This window comes from Exiguobacterium sp. s127, from assembly GCF_018618695.1.
GTDB classification, from domain to species: Bacteria; Bacillota; Bacilli; order Exiguobacteriales; family Exiguobacteriaceae; genus Exiguobacterium_A; species Exiguobacterium_A oxidotolerans.
This window is the reverse complement of sequence record NZ_JACSMO010000001.1, coordinates 64155-81996: the sequence shown is the minus strand read 5'-3', so window position 1 is coordinate 81996 and position 17842 is coordinate 64155. Positions and strand designations below refer to the sequence as shown.

Genomic DNA, 17842 nt, shown 5'->3' with positions numbered 1-17842 from the left:
CTTTTACATAGTCGAAAAGAGATCGAGTTGTCGTTTGATGACATCAGCTTCGTTAAAATGTTTCATTGCCCGTTCGAATCCGGCCCGTCCCATCTCTGACGCCTGTTGCGGGTGTTTGACAAGATCACTCATTCTTGCTGCCAACTGCGTTTCGTCATGGACTTCGACTAAATAACCGGTCGTGCCATCGATGACTTCTTCCCGGCAGCCGCGGATGTTCGTTGCGATGACCGGTTTCGCCGTCGCCATCGCCTCGATGATTGAGCGCGGGACCCCTTCTCGGTGCGATGGCAGGACGAAGGCATCGACTTGTTGTAAAAGTCGTGGCACATCTTCAACGAACCCTCGATACTCGATATTCGGAATCTCGCGTAGACGTTCGAGGAAACGATGTTTCGTCGTTTGATCCCGTTCGCTCTCCATCATTTCACCGGCGATGATCAAGCGGACATCCGGGTCTTGCGACACGACGTTTTCAAAAGCATTCAGAAGTTCGAGCACTCCTTTTTCCTCGACGATCCGTCCGATGAACAGGAAGGTGAAAGCTTCGTTTCCTTGCCGCGCCTGTGGATAGAATCGGGTCAAATCGATACCGTTCCCTAAATGCATCAACCGTTTCGTCGCCTTAAAACGTTTCCGGTTTGCCAGTTCATAATCTTCCCCGCTTTGGAGCAGGAGGTAATCCGTCGCGAAACGGGCGAGCCATTTTTCGACGGAATAGGTCAATTGATACGTCACCCGTCCCATCTTTTCATGAAAGTAAAAGCCATGTGCCGTGTAGACGATATGCTTCGTCCCCGCTCGTTTCGCTGCGACCCGTCCGAGCGCTGCCGCGACCGGTGTGTGGACATGGACGGCGTCATAGCGACCCGTCTTTAAAATGTGAACGATCGAGCGGACAGTCTTCCAATTACTCGTCCAGTCAATTTTCCGTTCGATTGGAATGTCATGCATCGCAAAGCCTTGTGCTGCCAGCTTGTCAGAGGCTCCCGTGTCGGCACAAGCAATCCCGACATCATGCCCTGCGTCGCGCAGCGCAAGCAGTAACGGTTGCAGCATCGTTTCAGCTGTCGTATCAAGCGCGCAAACTTGGAGAATTCTTAAAGACGCCATAAGTGCACCCCTTCCGGTTTTTCAGCTGGTGCGAGCATCCCTTTGATGTCGACGACGACACCACGCCCCACTTTGAGTAAGTGTTTCGCGAGTAGCCAGTTTCCTTCGACGTACTCTTCATGACTGACGGCGAAGATGACGACGTCGGCTGGTTTAAGCTCTGTCATGTCGAGCAGATCAATCCCGTATTCGCGTTTCGCTTCATCCTTCGAGACAAGGCGATCGGTCACTTGGACTTCAATTCCGAATTCTTCGATTTCCTTGATTAAATTCGCGACTTTCGAATTCCGGATGTCACTGACGTTTTCCTTGAATGAAAGACCGAGGACAGTGACGCGTGCGCCGAGGACCGGCATGTTTTGTTTGATTAGATTTTTGACGAGTGACGTCGCAATGAAGCGCCCCATCGTATCGTTGATGCGTCGCCCGGCAAGGATGACTTCCGGATGATAACCGAGCGATTCAGCCTTCATCGTCAAGTAGAACGGATCGACCCCGATGCAGTGTCCTCCGACGAGACCTGGTCGAAACGGAAGGAAGTTCCACTTCGTCCCTGCTGCTTCGAGGACCTCGAGCGTATCGATGTCCATCCGGTCGAAGATGATGGCAAGTTCGTTCATCAAGGCGATGTTTAAGTCACGCTGCGTGTTTTCGATGATTTTTGCCGCTTCCGCGACTTTGATCGATGATGCCCGGTGGACCCCCGCCTCGACGACGGCTTCGTACACTTCTGCGACAACATCGAGCGTTTTTTTATCCTGTGCTGAAACGATTTTTTTAATGGTCTTGAACGTATGTTCATGATCCCCCGGATTGATCCGTTCCGGTGAGTAACCGACGAAGAAGTCGACGCCTGCTTTAAGACCCGAAGATTCCTCAAGGACCGGGATACAATCTTCTTCCGTCGCCCCCGGATAGACGGTCGACTCGTAGACGACGATGTCGCCTTTATTCAGCTGGCGCCCGACAAGTTGTGACGCCCGTAAGAGCGGCGTCAAGTCCGGTTGATTTTGAGCATTGATCGGTGTCGGTACGGCGACGATGATGAAGTCACTCGCTTGAAGTGCCGCAGCATCCGTTACATAATTGACGTCCGCATTTTTTAAAGTGAACGGTGTCAGTTCGAGCGTCGCATCGACTCCTTCACGAAGTTCCTGGATGCGCTGTTCTTTAATGTCAAAACCGACGACACCTGTCTTTTCACCGAAAGCGATGGCGACCGGGAGACCGACGTAGCCGAGGCCGACGACGGCAATTGAACGGTTGGCGATGGGAAGTGATCGTGTTTCGGCTGCTGTCGTATCTGTGATGTGTTTGACTGCCTTATTCATGATGGACTCCTCCTATTTCATCGACTGTTTGATGATCAATGTTTTTCCATTCGGTTCTTGTTTAACTTGTTCGACGGACTCGAGCGTAATCAACATATCCGGTCCAAGCAATTTGCGCATCTCGTTCAATAAAATCTTTTCATGTTTCGGTTGGAAACGCTGATTGTCTGGAATGTAACGCAGTGTGACACGATTGAATGCGTATTGTTCGACTTGAAGTCGTAAGACCGAGTTTGGTAATTCGCGGGCAATTGTCGTAATATCACCTTCAAAGACTTTCCCCCGCTTCTCACTGACGATGAAACTTGTCCCCCGTCCGTCTATCGAGGCGATGACCGGTCCGTTCAATCCACATCCACACGTCTCATGACTGAGGGTCATGCGGTCACCAATCCGGTAACGGATCAGCGGGGTCCCGCGTGTCGTAAAACACGTCACGACGACTTCACCATCCGGTCCGTATGGTTCGATGATGCCTGTTTCGTGATGCAGGTGCAGCTTCCGGTGCGTGCATTCAGAAATGATCGGAGCGCCTTCTGACGAACCGTATTGATCGAAGACTGGTGCGACGAATGCCTCCTCAAGAATCGATCGCATTTCTTCTGTCACTGTTTCTGACGTCGGAAAGATGGCAACGATTTTGAAATCGAGTCGAATCTTATTTTTGAGTAAATAACGGGCGATTTCGACCATCGCCGTCGGCGTCCCGTCTAATGCGACTGGTCGGAAACGATTCAATTCCTCGATATAGGCGGGAAAGTTTTCTTCTTTCATATGAAAAATCGAGAGCAGCAATTGATTGAGCGGACGATTCATCCGCCAAAAGATCGGCTTTTTCTGATCGACTGCCGTCAAGGTCCGTCCTGTGAAACTAGCCCGTGGCATCCCGCCGTAAAACCCGTGCTGTTCCTTAAAGTAATCGAGATGTGCCATTCGTTCTTGAATGTCCTCGCGCATGAAAGCAACCTGGAGTGACTTCCCGCTCGTTCCGCCTGTCCGTCCTCGGACAGGCGCGTCGACTTCCGACATGAATTCGTCGTTTTGCTGCCGTAACGTTTCTTTTTCAAGGACCGGAATCAGCGCCAACTGATCGAGTGACGTCAGCGGAAGTTTTATGTCGAGCTGTCGAAACAGCTCCCGGTAGTACGGGGTATGCTGGTGCACGAACAAGAGAAACGCATTCAAACGTTCAAGTTGTTCGACGCGATAGTCAAGCGACCGGTCTTTTTCGCGTAATTGCATCAGTTTTTGTTCATAACGGGCCCCGTACCGTTCATGCATCAGCTTTTTGCCATAAATGGATGTCAAAATATTCTGAATAAATATCGGAGACTTATAATAAAGATCTTCCTTAAGCGCCATCTTGGACCTCCTCCTTCAGCTGGTAATGACGTTCATACCAATCGATGAATGCATTGACGCCAGCTTCGACCGTCGTCCGTGGCCGGTAACCGATCGTCTCGAATAACGACGTGACGTCAGCGAAGCTTTCCGGGACGTCTCCTGCCTGGAGCGGCATACCATGTTTGATCGCCGTCTTCCCGAGCCGCCGTTCGATCAAGGCGACGAATTCGTTCAGGCGGATCGGACTGTGACTGCCGATGTTGAAGACCCGGTATGGAACGAAGCTCCGGTCTGGCTGTGGCGCCGCTTTATCAAAGGACGGATCAGCGACCGGCTCTGTCTGTAACAACCGATAGATGCTCTCGATGATGTCGTCGACATAGGTGAAGTCGCGTCCCATCTCACCGTAGTTGTATAAATCGATCGGTTGACCGTTCGCGATTGCTTCCGTGAATTTGAACAACGCCATATCCGGGCGTCCCCACGGACCATAGACGCTGAAGAATCGAAGCCCCGTCGTTTTGATGCCGTATAGACTGCTGTAGGTGTGGGCCATCAACTCGTTCGCTTTTTTGGAAGCGGCATAGAGACTGAGCGGATGGTCGACCGCGTCCGTCACGGCGAAAGGCATCTTCGTGTTCGAGCCGTAAACGGAACTGGAAGAGGCATAGACGAGTTGTTCGACCGGATGATGACGACAGGCTTCGAGAATCGACAGGAAGCCGACGATGTTCGATGTGATATAGACGTCCGGTCGATCGATGCTGTAGCGGACACCCGCTTGTGCTGCGAGATGAAGCACGAGATCAATCTGTTCCTTCGCGAAGATGGCGTCGACGGCTGCTGTATCCTCGAGCGATACACGATAAAAGGTATAGCGTCTCGGATCGAGTTCGACTAAGCGCGCCTCTTTCAACGCCGGGTCGTAGTAATTGTTGACTTCGTCGAGTCCGATGACACGGTACCCTTCCGCTAAAAATCGACGAGCGGCATGAAACCCGATAAACCCTGCGATACCGGTGATTAAAATCGTTTTATTCTGCACGTTGTTCGACCTCCTCAAAGTGGTGAAGCGCCTGGTAGCGAATATAATGAATCGATGTGTAGACGATCAGGAGCATCGGAAATAATTTGTAGCGGTGACGGATTGCCGTTCCGACGTTTCCTGTCCCAAGACCAAAGATGAGTGCATTGACGATGAAGAGGAGCAACATGAACAATAAAACAGCAGCGTAAGGATGGTGTTTCAAATAGCGGAAGTGCCGGATTGTCAGTGCGAACAGCAGGAGATAAACGGCGGCGTCGAAGAAGAAGATGGCGATGTTCGTCACACTGGACCATTGCCACGGGAACGGTGAGAAGAGGAAATAAATCATCCGGAGCGGTGAATAGAGAATCATGTCAAGTGGTCCCGTGACAGTCAACCCGTTCAAGTAAGCCGATCCACCACGGTCATAACTCATCCCGCTAAACAATTGACCGTTTTCCGAGACGTGTGTGAATTTTGCGAACAAGACATCCTGAAAACTGTAGACGATGAAGCCGACGATCAGGACTTGCATGACCAACCGCTGTACTTTGGAAGCTTCGAAATCCATCCGACCGGTCGCATGATTATAAAAGGAGAAATAAACCAATAAGACGACGATTCCAATCGCGAGACCGGAATGGAAAATCGTACTGACGAAGTAAGCGAGGTAGGCCAGTGCCAAGGAAGTACCCGACTTATCCATCGTCCAGCGCACCATGTAATAGAGCGTATAGACAATACCGAGTGCGACGAGTTGATCGCGTAACAGGATCGGCGAAAGCAACAATCCTTGGGCGAAGAAGGCAAATAACAGCGTCGACAGGAACACGACCCGCATCGGCAGACCGAGCAGCCGAAGCGTTTTCGCGAGAATGACGACGGCGACGACGCCGAGGATGACGTTAAAGTATTGTGCCAAGATCCGTTCAGGTCCGAATGCAAGATAGAAGATGCCGAGGAACTTCGAGTAACTTCCGCGAACGACTTCGTTGAACATCGCTGGATCGAGATAGATTTGCAGCCCTTCGAGATGGAACGCCTCCGTATCATCCCCACTGTGTGGCGGGAGCCGAAACAGCTCAAGATCGACGAACATCAATCCGAGACGCACGATGAAGGCGGTGACGAAGACGAGAAATAATGGCGTCGTCTCCGAGTTTTTGAGCAAATACCAGAGCATCAAGATGGAATTGCCGACTAGCATCAACGTGATATAACTTTCCGGTGTCGAAAAGAGCGGCCGCAACAGTTGACTGAGCAATGCTTCGATGATCAGCAGAATGAGGATTGGCCGCATCTTTTTCCCTCCTTTAGCTACTTTGTTCAATCGCGAGCGGCAAGTTCCGCGGATAGAGCGCCCGGTAGAGCGCTGGCACCAACAAGACGATTTGCGTGACGGCGCATAACGCATAAGCCGTCGTCGCACCGTATAACCCATACAGTGGAATCAAGAAACTGCAGGCAATCAGATTGACGGCGACACTTCCGAAAATCGCAAGCGTCTGGATGCGAAATTGCTGGAATCCCGTTAGTAACGCTTGGATGACGGTCGAATTATAGAAAAAGAGCGAAGCGACCATCATCAAGACGAAAATCGTATGGTACTGCACGAATGAAGCATTGTAGAAAATCGTCAACCCCCACTTTCCGAAGAAGATGGCACCGATGATCAACAGGACACCGACCGCGTTTGTCATCAGCAGCATCGAGCGTGTCAGCTTTCGGAGTGCCGGGAGACTTTGTCGTTCGCCCGTCTCTGACGAAAAATTCGGTAAGAGCACGGCGACGAGCGAGTGGATGAACAAGCTACCTAAAACGAGTAAGTAAGCGATACTCGCGTAGTAACCGAGTTCTTCCGTCCCGATGGTTTGACCGACGAAGAGACGCGGGATGTTGGCATTCAAGGCAACGAGTAAGGCAACAAATCCAAGCGGGACGGCCTTGAAAAACAATTGCCGGCCCGTTTGGTAGCGATCGCTCATCGTGATATTTTCAAACCCTTGTCCAATCCGGCGGACGGTCGGTAAATCGTAGATGATCAGCATGATTAAGTTCCCAGCAATCATCGCGAGGACGAATCCGTGAATCGAATGGGTCGTAAAGAGAATCAAGGCTGCACCCGAGACGTTGATCAGACTTCTGAAAATCTTCGATAAGGCGACTTCTTTGAACGCCATGTGTCCTTGGAGGAAGCCGTACGAGAGATCGGCGAACGATTCCATGTATTTATTGAGATAAACGAGTAACGTCAACAGTAAGATATCCGCTTTACCGAAGAAATAATAGACGATCAGTAAGACGAACACACCGAGCGTCAAGAGGAAGAACCGTGTTTTGATGAAAAGCGTGAAGTTCTTCAGCCCGGCCCGTTCCGCCGTCAAAATCGTGCTGGCATTGAGCCAACAGAACATGACAATCGGTGCCGTCAAGGCGAGAGCGTAATTGAAATAACCGATGTTGAGTGGCGTGCTCCATTTGATTAAGAGCGTCAAAATCATCCATTGGTGTAAGGAATAGGCCGTATCGGCAATGAAAATCAAGTTAAAGCGTGATAACTGCCGCGGTGCTTTCATTTATCTCACCTCTCATTCTCGCGCGATCCGGACGACTTCTGGCATCGCGACCGGGCGGCTGTCATTCGTCGCACCGAGCAGGTACGTCCGAAGCGCCTCTTCATCGTCGAGGCAACGATTGATTTCCCGAAGATACGGTTCGACGGAGCCGAAGGGCCGGGTCTTCCCAACTAGAATTTTCTCGAAAACCCGTTCCTCATGGACTTCTTCTTCTGCGAGTAACTCCTCATAAAGCTTCTCGCCTTTTCGTATGCCACTGTAGACGATTCGAATCTGTTCTTCCGTAAAACCGCTCAAGTGAATCAAATTTTTCGCAAGCGTCGTGATGTTGACCGGTTTTCCCATGTCGAGGACGAAGACTTCTCCTCCGCTTGCGAGGACGCTTGCTTGGATGACGAGCCGACTCGCTTCCGGAATCGTCATGAAGTACCGGGTCATCGCCGGGTCCGTCACGGTGATCGGTCCGCCTTTTGCGATTTGTTCCTTGAAGAGCGGGATGACGGAACCACGGCTGCCGAGTACATTTCCGAAACGGACGACGGCGAACGTCGTTTCACTGTTGCGGGCGATTTGCTGGATGACCATCTCGGCAATCCGTTTTGTCGCCCCCATCACGCTCGTCGGATTGACGGCCTTATCGGTCGAGATCATGACGAATCGTTTGACGTGTGCTGCTTCCGCCGCGAGCGCGACGTTGCGTGTCCCGTAAATATTATTTTTGACAGCTTCGCGTGGATTATCTTCCATCAACGGGACGTGCTTATGGGCTGCCGCATGATAGACGAGATCTGGTTCGAACCGTCCCATGACTTCATTCAGTCGTTCTAAATCCTGAACGTCCGCGATGACGGAATGAAGGACCGTACCATCGGTCATACATTCGAGCTCCCGGCGAATCAAGTAGATGCTGTTCTCGCCATGTCCGAGGAGGATGAGCCGGTCGGGCTTAAATTTAATCAACTGGCGACAAATCTCTGAGCCAATCGATCCACCGGCTCCCGTCACGAGGACGGTCGCCCCGCTGACGCTTCGTTCGATTTCCGTGATGTCGAGTTCGACCGGTTCACGACCGAGCAAGTCAGCGATGGAGACTTCGCGGATTTGATTGATTGATACTTTTCCTGACGCCAGTTCGACGAGCATCGGTAACGTGTGGGCTTCGACCTTTGTCTGTTTGATGCGATTGAGTAAAGCGACCCGCTCCGTGTAGGATAAGGAAGGAATCGCGAGCACGACCGCTTCGATTTTCTGTTCTTCGATGATGAATTCGAGTTGCTCGATCGTTCCGATGACGGGGACGCCGTGGATGCGCATCCCTTTGAGTTCTGCGAGGTCGTCGAGTAAACCAACGACGTTCAAGATGTGCGCTTTTTTCTGCTTTAACTCTTTCGTAATCATCTGTCCGGAAGCTCCGGCACCGATGATTAACGTACGTTTACCGAGCGTCCGGTCCCGTTTCAGTTGAAGCGTCCGTCCGCGAATCGCTAAGCGGACAAACAAGATACCGTTCAGGACAAGTCCCGTTTGCAGGAAGACGGCGCGCTCGACGGCGAAGTCGAACAAGGCATACTCGAGTCCGAGTAAGACAAAGCTGCTGGCGACGACGACAAACAGGAGGACACCTAAATCCCTCAGACTCGCATAACGCCAAACGATTTGATAAAAGCGCATCCAGTGGGCGACGAGTGTTAGGGCGACCCATTGAATCAATGCGATTTCAATCGCATTCCGTAAATCGAACTGGACGGTCAGGTGAAGGGGATTGAAGAAGTAGAAGGTGACGACGGTTGCGGCGGCGATGATCAGTGCGTCGACCCCGCGTAAAAGTCCGATTTTCATATGGCGACGATACTGATGCAATGGTGGTGCTTGCATGACTGCTCCTCCTTCCCCGAATCATGAGTGTGGACGGCTGACGGCTTGTGGATAGGATGCATCATCTTTCGTTGATTCAGTTGCTGACTTCTTTCCTAGTACACGGGAATAGACGATCAGTAAGCCGAACATCAACCCGAGTACACCGCCGATTGCCGTGTTCATCAAGATGTTCGGAGACATCGGTTTCGTCGGAATCCGTGCCGTCGAGAAAACTTCCGTACTGCTCGTATCAATCAACTGAGGCAGGTAATCTTGGAACACTTCTGTCATCGTGTTCGCTTGGATGGCAGCTTGTTCAGCTGATCCATCTGTAATGGATAAGGCGATGACTTGAGAATCAAGGTTACTCGACACCGTCAAGCGATCGGTTAAATCGAATAGACGCTTATCGGTCACACCCATCTTTTGGGCGACTTGATCGACGACTTCCGGACTCCGAAGAATATCTTGATAGGTACTGACGAGTGACGTCGAGGAAGTCGTGTCACTACTCTTTTGCGGTACGACGAGGATGTAAGCTGTTGCTTCATACGTAGGTTTAATGACGTACGTGCTGATCAGGTAACCGGCACCCGCAAACAAGATGGCACAGACGATGAGGATCCACCAGCCCTTTTTCAATGTCATCAAGTGGTCTGCAAATGTTCTTTTTTGATGCATGGTATTCACATGGTTCACCCCTTTCTTACCTTGAACGTCGGAGGGTCATTGGTTATGACTTCACCTTATTTCCAAACGACTACCAAAACAATTAGAGCTTGGTGGAAATGATTAGTTTTTTTTCAGTAGTCGTTGTGCATGCGTATCATTACATCATCGAAAAATATCGTTTCACGAAAAAAAGACGATTCACAGAAAAATAATCGTCGTTCCTTCAAAAACATTCATCTTATCCGCATAAATATCGTTTATTTACGGGTAAATACCAATTTGATGATTAAAAAGTCACATAATCGGTAATAAGTCCTATATGAAGGGTGGATAGACTTTAGAAATGATGTTAAAATCCGTCAATATACCCGAGTCAATTGCCTTATTCATCCTATTGCTATTTGTGACGATTGATTTGTGGACGCGTCCGTTACGCTTTACGGATGAAGTCTTACCGGAGCATTGGAACGTCGTGACCGTCTTTTTATACCCGTTACTCTTTCTCATTTTTTATATCGTGTCCCGTCCGTTATACTTTCCGTTTCGGTCTCGTTCGCATCGACTCATCCTCGTCTTTTTGAGTTATTTGACATTACACACTGTCTTGTTTTTCTCTCGTCCCGCGACGGATGCACCTTTTTCACTCTTCTTTCTTTTGACGACATGGATGTTTCTGATCATCGTCCTATCACTCTCTTCTCCGCTTTTCACTCACTGGCACCGGTTCTTATTTCTCATCCTCTTTTATCAGGCACTATTTTTAGCGAGTTACGCCCTGCTCGTCTCGTTTGGACAATCCTACATCCCAATCGACAACTTGCAGTGGTTACGGATTGGTCCGATCGCGCTTCCACAACTCTATGTCGGGGAGCAAGGTAGCTTTCTACGCTTAGCCAGCTTGACGAACAATCCGAACGCATTTGCTGCTTGGCTTGTTCCTGGTGGATTGATTGCTTGGATTGCGGTCCTCCGTTCCATCACGACGAGTGCCTGGCGCCGTCTCTTCTTCTTTGGCGTTTCGCTGGCATTGATATGCGGAGGGCTGTTGGCAAGTGCTTCGCAAACGGGCATTTATTCTTTTTTTCTACTCACTTTATTGACGACCGTTCTATTGTTACCTTCGCGGCGACTACGTCTTCAGGTCAGCGCCTGTTACATCACCGGAATCGCAATTGTGTTTGGCGCCCTGTCGCTAAAGCCGGGACTCCTCCTCCATTTAGTCAGTTTGAATGGTCGCCTTGATCTTTGGCAGGCGGGACTCGCAGCTTCAGTAGATCGCTTTTGGGTCGGTCATGGTTTCGGCGCCGCAACGACCGGCTTATTTGAGCAATTGGGAGAAGAGACCCTTTACACGTTTCACAGTACGCCGATCGTTTTCCTCTATGAGTTCGGCATCATCGGGTTACTCCTCTACGTTTTATGTTTTAGTTTCATCTTGTTTCGTTTAATTCGGAATTATCGTTTTGACGACGTCGAGTCGCTCACACTTCTACTGCTCATCTTCTGGTTGTTGTTGCTTCAGTTTACAGAAAGCATCCTGATTCGACCGGGCGGCTTTTATTTCATCTGGCTCAATCTACTCGCATACGCGACATTCCGTCGCGACACACCAACAGACAGTACCCACACCTAGACGAACACCGACACGAAAGGGGTATGACATCATGAAGAAATGGACAGAACAACAAGTTATCGATAGTTTGGTCGAGGCAAGTCTTGCTTCACCTGCGTTAGACGCTAAAACATATGCCCGCTGGTCCAGTACTAAAGAAGTACCTTCGATCACGACGATCATCAACGTCTTCGGTTCATGGCGCGAAGCGTTGCATGCAGCAGGACTTTCATCGATTCGTCCCTACTTTTCCGATGAAGAAATCTTGACGTTCATCAAAGAAGCCTCGAACCGCCTTCATCCGTTTCATAGCAACAGTTATCGTGAATGGGCGAAAGCGAAACAGGGTCCTTCCTTAACGTTAATCAACCTTCGTTTCGGGTCATGGTCACGGGCCCTTGAGGAAGCACATATCGAGATGACACGCTCCGTCTGCATGACGGAAGAACGCATCATCAATGCGCTCCTCGAAGCATCGGACGTCCTCCCGCGTCTGACGACCCAAACCTATTCGATTTGGGCGCAAGAAAATGGGCATCCGACGGTCGCGACGATTGCCCGAAAATACGGCTCGTGGGTCGATGCCCTCGCGTGCCTTGATATCGCGCCTCCCCGCCGGAAATGGGTCGAAGAAGATGTTCTCAGCGCCTTAAAACAAGCGCAAGCTGAACTTCCTTCCTTCAGCATCATCCATTACCGGAAGTGGGCTGAAGGAAAATCTGTCCCGAGCACTTCGACGATCAATGCCCTCTTCGGAAGCTGGACGTCCGCTGTTCAGTGCCTCAAGCGTTCCCGTGTCTCGCTCTCATAATTCCATTTAAAAACGGGGCTGGCTCAAAAGAAATCAAAGCTTTCGTATGTATAACGTAAAGACGCATCAAGACATCAGGAACGAGAAAAGACGCATCGAAAACGCCGATGGCTCCGTAGGAAAAACGGAAACATCGGCGTTTTATTTTATATGCGGGACGGAACACGCGTTTAAATATCTGCATGAATTTTCTTCCTTACGGCACAGCTCAAAGATTCGCTTTCAGCATGCTCACGCTTATGACGCGTGAACATGCGATATCGAGATACAATCAGTTCGCGCTTCCATCACTAAGATTTCGGAACGACGTAGGAGCCATCCTCCGTCTTTTTAGTATTTCGTTTGTTCAAACTGTGCCGCCGATACGAGCGTCAGCGTATCGTGCTTCATCATGTAAAGGTTTTCCTGATAGTGACCGATATCCGGTTGATTGACGAGCCCGCATAAATTGCGCCAGACTTGAGCGGGGAAGTTGACACCACATGCATAGGCATGGGGATACCCGCCGCCGAAGCGGGGATTGATTTCCGATAAGTAGAGCGTTCCGTCGACATCGAAAATATCGAAATCGAGCGGACCGACCAGTCCAGAACCGGCGAGGACGTGCTCGACGAGTTCGAATACATCGGTCCGGAGGACGGAGCGACTTTTATCCGTCTCTCCGGCTCGCATCGCCAATTTTTCTTTGATGAAGATGGACGTGACTTCATGAGACAGTAGATCGACGTAGACATCGACGCCGAGTTCAGGCCCATCAAGAAATTCCTGCACGATCAAGCCGGGGCTCTGTTCAAATAATCGTTCGACTTCTTCTAATGTCTCGACGCGTCTTACGGCGATACTCGCACTCCCATTGCGTGGCTTGACGAAGACTGGAAAACCAACTTCCTTGAGTGCGACCGCTTCACGAAACGACGTGAGGGCATGATACGTTTTCGCATGCGGGATGCCTTGTAAGGTACAGTGCTCGAACATCGCGTACTTATCAAAACAAAGCAGACACGACGATGGCGGAGAAACGATGACCGTGACACCGATTGCTGCAAACCGTTCCGTCGCTGTCGCGAGCAACTCAAGTTCAGGGTCGATTAACGACAACAATGCCGTCACCTGCTCGCGTTGACACAATTCTAATAAATGATCGATGTAATCCGGCTGATCAATCTTCGGGACGATATGGTGGTTCGGTGTCATATAGAGTGCCGGTGCAAGTGGATTACAGTCTGCCACGCTGACCGCCCCCTCCTGAAACTCCTGAACGAAGTATTCGACCAGCTTCGCACGACGACCTGCACTCGTAATCAACAGATGAGGTCTCTTCATGTTGTCCGCTCCTTTTTGTATGATGTTCCCAAAGGATTCGCTTTTACTAGACAAGATTCCTTCCAAAAAAACGTTGAACTGAGACAAAAGTCTCAAGACAGTCTAATCAGTTGCTCCGCTCGACGTTTTCTCCGAATGAATCGATACAATACAATACCAATTAACGCACCTGTACCATCTAATAAGACATCCTGAATCAACCCGGTTCGTCCGCCTGTTACAATTTGATGGAATTCATCAAAGACAGCAATCGTGATTGCCAACGTATAGGCGAATAAACCGGCTAGTACATAGGGACGCAACAAGCGAACGGTCAAGTCGACCAAGGCAAATCCGAGTACAATGAAAATCGATAAGTGCGCTGCTTTTCGAATAAAGAATTCGACAAAACCGGATGCACCAAGCGCTTCAACACTGACTTCTCCGTGATAATCAAATGAGATGAAGCGAAACGCCTCCACAAAGTCCAAATTAAAATAACGGGACAGCCCGGGCTTTAACGATTGCTCTTCATACGGCATCGAACTCGAAATAAATAAAATAATTAGAATAGCCAAGGTGATGTAACCGGACCAAGGAATTTTACGCATATAACTCGTCCTCCTTATTCAATACGCTTCTAGAATACCATGAGTTCTTCTTGAATTTCTCAGTTAATCGATGGAACAATTACTGTTTAGAGACCCTTTTAGTTACATAATTATGTAATTTGAATTACTAAAAAACTTTTTTTTACATTTGATAGGTTTGCGATATAGTCGAAGTGGTTATTTAGTACTATAGCAGTACCGTTAAAAGTAGGAGTTGAGCTTCACAGACCATAAGCTTTATCGTTGGCTGCTCTACCGATAAATCGATTACATTCTAAAAAAGGAGGTGAAGGATGTCCCTCTCCTGACTAACGTCTTGAGCGTCTGACAACCTATAACATGAACCGAGCTCTCGGGAAAAAAATCATGCAACTACGAAAACAGCACAAGTATACACAAAAGTATCTCGCTGAGCGATGCGGTGAATCGACGACCTCGATTTCTGCCTATGAACGCGGACAACGGATGCCAAGCACGCAATCACTTGAACGGCTCGCCATCGCCCTCAACACGACTGTGATTGATTTGGTTGATCCAGAGCACGTCCAGCATCCGACCCTTAGTGATTTTATGAGCCAATCGCTCGAACCATCGAAACCAATCGACTTTAAGCTTGTCCTTGAAGATATACTCGTTCACCTTACACTCTCGAATGAAGTTTACTTTAACGGTCGGTTACTATCACATGAAGTCCGTGAAGAGATAGCTGCCTCTGTCAATCAAGCCCTACAGCAAGGTCTCGAATCAATCGAAGTCTAAAAAACACGATGAGAAGTAGACAGGAACTATTCCCGTGCACTTCTCATCGTGTTTTTTTAGTTCAATCCGGTTTGACGATATGATGAATGTATAATGTTTCCTCTTCATATGTGGCTTCTAACAAACGACTAAAAAAAGAAGACTCTTTACTCTTTTCCGCAAGAAAAACCCGCTCGAACTTTTGGTGGGCTTGTTCAACGAAGCTAAATTTTAGTTCCCGCTCCTTCGATTTAAACGTCAAATATGTGCCGATTTGACCGAATGCATCCGGAAAGGTTTGCTCTTCCATGAATTGAAACGTTTCTTCCGGAAATAAGGTAGAGATGAATTCAAAACAGCTGGCTTGTATAGTCCGTGATTGTGCCATTTTTTTATCCATAACGTATTGATCCTCCGAATTTCATGATGGCTGCCCCTAAGTGATGAACTAGTTTAAATAATACCCTGACTTTAGACCCATTCAAACTAATATTTAAAATATTTTTTTAATCATTCTTCATTAAAAAGTCTAATCCGTACTTTAATCCTTAAACAAAAACAAGGGAGCAGATTATTAATCTGCCCCCTGGTGAAATTCATCCTAATTTATCAAATTCTAAGATGTGTACGGTTTTCCCTGCATATAGAGTACGTCCTGCATATTTCGATAGTTTCGCGAATTCAAAGAGAGTGGTTGGTTCATAGAGATGCTCGACAGCATAACTGACTTTCTCATCCTGATCAGATTTCAGATAAAGATTTAGTATCAACCGCTCCCCCTCCACCTTCTGTCCATAGAATAGAGCACAGTCCTTTACACGTTTTGAAGCGATCGGTTGCGTCTGTTGCTTTAAATGCTTGGCATTATGAACATTCACTAACAGTTGACCATCTGTCGTCAGAAGCTGGCGGATGTTTCGGAAAAATAACAGTAATTCGCCGCGTGAATACCGGGCAACCGTCGTCCCAGGCAAAATCAGCTTCTCAAATGCTTCATACCCGACAGCGTCGATTAAATCATAACTAAGACCGTATACTTTATGCATAAACCGTGAAGAAATTCCATTCAATCGGCCGGCTTCCGGTTCGACGAGATACAAATCATATCCTTCCTCAGATAACGTGTTGAACAAGCCCGGATCAAACGTTCCATAAACGAGGACACGGTCATTCCGATTTAAATACCGGCGATAAAATGTCAATTCATCGATTTCTGCCAGTTGCATCGTTTCCTGATGCAGACGCATGAAACGGTTATCTGCGTTGAAATCATCGAGCACGGTCACTCTCGAATAACTTCCTTTTCGTGAAAATGGTCCAAAGAGTGGTACGTCACCCATGATACATCAACTCCTTATAGGCTTGAATGACTGTTTCATAATCAGAACCGAGGCGTTCCGGCAATACATCGAACCGGTCTTTTTGATCGGCTTCCAAAATCCATAAAAAGACTTCATCTGTTTCAAACAGCTGGTTCGTCGTCAGTTCGAACACGAATGCCCCTTCGCGATTTTGAATGCCAATCATCGTCAAGGGACCGAGCTTTCCGGGCGTCCGAGGTAAATCCAACTGGGTATATGGAGTGACAAACTGACTTTCGGTCAAGAAGGCCGAGGCCAGCTGATACAGTAAAGGATACAATGCGAGTTGAAGGTGTGGCGCGATCGGTGCGAATGTCTCCCGTTGACGATGACGCAACTGACAAATATCAATCTCTTCAAGCCCGCTCAAGCAGATTTGTTTTCCGTAATCTGCACAGACGCCGTCTTTAAAAATAAATAGCCGATGAGACACGGTCATCCCGGTGAGTGTCGCATAATCGAGAATCCCCATATAGTGTCCCGGGTTCGGTACGCGGCTCGTCGTCTGCCACGTTTCGAAGGCAGCTTCTATTGCCGTTCGACTGACGACGGCAAGGTGTGCCTTGATGTCGAACGACAGGGTATCCGAGAAGGCGACCAAGACCGGAACGCGGCTCATCAGTTCAATGACCGGTAAATCGTGCCGTGTCGATTGGTCGATGTACAGTAAGCTGTTGATCGTCATCTGATCGAATAGTGCCGGATTGATGGAATTCAGTAGACTCGTCTCTTCTGCGTAAATATGCCGGAGTGGTTGCGGATGCCGGGACGTCGCGTCCGGATAGACACCTGTGAATAAAGACATCAAGGCATCTTGTAAGGCAATCGGTTGTGAGTCAGCGAGCGGTTCTTCGAACAGTACCGTGATGCCGTCTAAAAAATACGGATTCCCAAACAAAACGTCCCCCCGGTCATTAATCAAATGAAACTGGACATGCAGCATCCGTTGTTGAAGATAGGCGACGAGTCGCATCGTCCGTTCGCCGGTCCCCCGAAGAATGAACAAATAGTGTTCAAATTCTTGAAAATCCATATAATCCAGTAAATCAAGAAACGTGTGCACATTGTAATCGTAATGATCGAACGAAAAACGATGCGACTGACAAAAAGCGATGAAGTCCGCTGTCGGTTCAAGCTGGTGGAGCCAGCCTTCACTCTCAGCGAGTACAGTAAGTCCAATCATGTTCATTCTCCTTTCATCTGAGTGTGTAAAAAAATGGCTTCAAACCGTAACGAACGGAATGAAGCCACGCCGTTAATGGACGTTTTTTTAAGATGTTTTAGTGCGACGTTTCGTCACCGGTTTGACGCGTTCCATCTCCCGACTAGCCAAGGGTGCGACCGTAACCGTAGAAGCGTTTAAACACCAGCCACAAGATGAAATCGTACGGCGCGATTCTTTAAAAATGAGATTCATAGGAAATACCCCTTTCTTCCGTTTAGAATGGATAATCAAAATCGTTGACGAATTATCACAGTAAAAAGTT

17 protein-coding genes are annotated in these 17842 nt (G+C 48.8%); 3 read left to right on the top strand and 14 right to left on the bottom strand.

Going from position 1 to position 17842, the window contains the following annotated elements; translation table 11 throughout:
* Positions 1-3: 3 nt before the first annotated feature.
* The 8 genes from KNP98_RS00385 to KNP98_RS00350 are packed head-to-tail and all read right to left on the bottom strand — an operon-like array spanning position 4 to position 9929.
* Complete coding sequence (locus KNP98_RS00385) at positions 4-1113, bottom strand: glycosyltransferase family 4 protein (RefSeq protein WP_214767054.1); 1110 nt, start codon at positions 1111-1113, stop codon at positions 4-6.
* The gene (locus KNP98_RS00380) at positions 1101-2444 is read right to left on the bottom strand and encodes a nucleotide sugar dehydrogenase (protein ID WP_251132056.1); all 1344 of its coding nucleotides are present in this window, start codon (positions 2442-2444) and stop codon (positions 1101-1103) included. The genes KNP98_RS00385 and KNP98_RS00380 overlap by 13 nt, the downstream gene beginning before the upstream one ends.
* Before the next feature lie 12 nt (positions 2445-2456).
* Positions 2457-3806, bottom strand: coding sequence for a phenylacetate--CoA ligase family protein (locus KNP98_RS00375; RefSeq protein ID WP_214767053.1), 1350 nt, complete (start codon positions 3804-3806; stop codon positions 2457-2459).
* Positions 3796-4833: an NAD-dependent epimerase gene (locus tag KNP98_RS00370; RefSeq protein WP_214810530.1), complete on the bottom strand. Its 1038-nt coding sequence runs from the start codon at positions 4831-4833 to the stop codon at positions 3796-3798. Before KNP98_RS00370 ends, KNP98_RS00375 begins: the two co-directional genes overlap by 11 nt.
* Positions 4823-6115, bottom strand: coding sequence for a hypothetical protein (locus KNP98_RS00365; protein WP_088837885.1), 1293 nt, complete (start codon positions 6113-6115; stop codon positions 4823-4825). Before KNP98_RS00365 ends, KNP98_RS00370 begins: the two co-directional genes overlap by 11 nt.
* A 13-nt stretch (positions 6116-6128) precedes the next feature.
* Positions 6129-7391, bottom strand: a complete 1263-nt coding sequence (locus KNP98_RS00360) for an oligosaccharide flippase family protein (RefSeq protein WP_214767047.1) — start codon at positions 7389-7391, stop codon at positions 6129-6131.
* A 12-nt stretch (positions 7392-7403) separates the two neighbouring features.
* Positions 7404-9266 carry a polysaccharide biosynthesis protein gene (locus KNP98_RS00355; protein WP_214767045.1) on the bottom strand — a complete coding sequence of 621 codons (1863 nt, stop codon included), beginning with the start codon at positions 9264-9266 and terminating at the stop codon, positions 7404-7406.
* Between the two features lie 21 nt (positions 9267-9287).
* Positions 9288-9929 carry a YveK family protein gene (locus tag KNP98_RS00350; RefSeq protein ID WP_251132218.1) on the bottom strand — a complete coding sequence of 214 codons (642 nt, stop codon included), beginning with the start codon at positions 9927-9929 and terminating at the stop codon, positions 9288-9290.
* Between the two features lie 334 nt (positions 9930-10263).
* On the opposite strand from KNP98_RS00350, the gene KNP98_RS00345 reads away from it, so the two are divergent.
* Together KNP98_RS00345 and KNP98_RS00340 are read left to right on the top strand one after the other, a co-directional pair.
* A complete protein-coding gene (locus KNP98_RS00345) occupies positions 10264-11553 on the top strand; it encodes an O-antigen ligase family protein (protein WP_251135119.1) in 1290 nt (429 codons plus the stop codon).
* A gap of 31 nt (positions 11554-11584) precedes the next feature.
* The gene (locus tag KNP98_RS00340) at positions 11585-12343 is read left to right on the top strand and encodes a homing endonuclease associated repeat-containing protein (protein ID WP_088837889.1); all 759 of its coding nucleotides are present in this window, start codon (positions 11585-11587) and stop codon (positions 12341-12343) included.
* A 330-nt stretch (positions 12344-12673) separates the two neighbouring features.
* Here KNP98_RS00340 and KNP98_RS00335 read toward each other — a convergent pair whose 3' ends face one another.
* Together KNP98_RS00335 and KNP98_RS00330 are read right to left on the bottom strand one after the other, a co-directional pair.
* The gene (locus tag KNP98_RS00335) at positions 12674-13666 is read right to left on the bottom strand and encodes an ATP-grasp domain-containing protein (protein WP_214810529.1); all 993 of its coding nucleotides are present in this window, start codon (positions 13664-13666) and stop codon (positions 12674-12676) included.
* 92 nt (positions 13667-13758) lie between these two features.
* Positions 13759-14256, bottom strand: a complete 498-nt coding sequence (locus tag KNP98_RS00330; RefSeq protein ID WP_088837891.1) for a VanZ family protein — start codon at positions 14254-14256, stop codon at positions 13759-13761.
* Between the two features lie 339 nt (positions 14257-14595).
* On the opposite strand from KNP98_RS00330, the gene KNP98_RS00325 reads away from it, so the two are divergent.
* Entirely contained in the window at positions 14596-15015 is a 420-nt protein-coding gene (locus KNP98_RS00325) for a helix-turn-helix domain-containing protein (RefSeq protein WP_214810528.1), read from the top strand.
* A gap of 61 nt (positions 15016-15076) precedes the next feature.
* Here the strand turns inward: KNP98_RS00325 and KNP98_RS00320 are convergent, their stop codons facing one another.
* The 4 genes from KNP98_RS00320 to KNP98_RS00305 all read right to left on the bottom strand — a co-directional run bounded on the left by KNP98_RS00320 (position 15077) and on the right by KNP98_RS00305 (position 17772).
* A complete protein-coding gene (locus tag KNP98_RS00320) occupies positions 15077-15394 on the bottom strand; it encodes a hypothetical protein (protein ID WP_088837893.1) in 318 nt (105 codons plus the stop codon).
* A 196-nt stretch (positions 15395-15590) separates the two neighbouring features.
* Positions 15591-16334, bottom strand: a complete 744-nt coding sequence (locus KNP98_RS00315; RefSeq protein WP_088837894.1) for a hypothetical protein — start codon at positions 16332-16334, stop codon at positions 15591-15593.
* Positions 16327-17538, bottom strand: a complete 1212-nt coding sequence (locus KNP98_RS00310; RefSeq protein ID WP_214810527.1) for a hypothetical protein — start codon at positions 17536-17538, stop codon at positions 16327-16329. Before KNP98_RS00310 ends, KNP98_RS00315 begins: the two co-directional genes overlap by 8 nt.
* A gap of 87 nt (positions 17539-17625) precedes the next feature.
* Positions 17626-17772 carry a hypothetical protein gene (locus KNP98_RS00305; protein ID WP_157898498.1) on the bottom strand — a complete coding sequence of 49 codons (147 nt, stop codon included), beginning with the start codon at positions 17770-17772 and terminating at the stop codon, positions 17626-17628.
* Positions 17773-17842 lie beyond the last annotated feature (70 nt).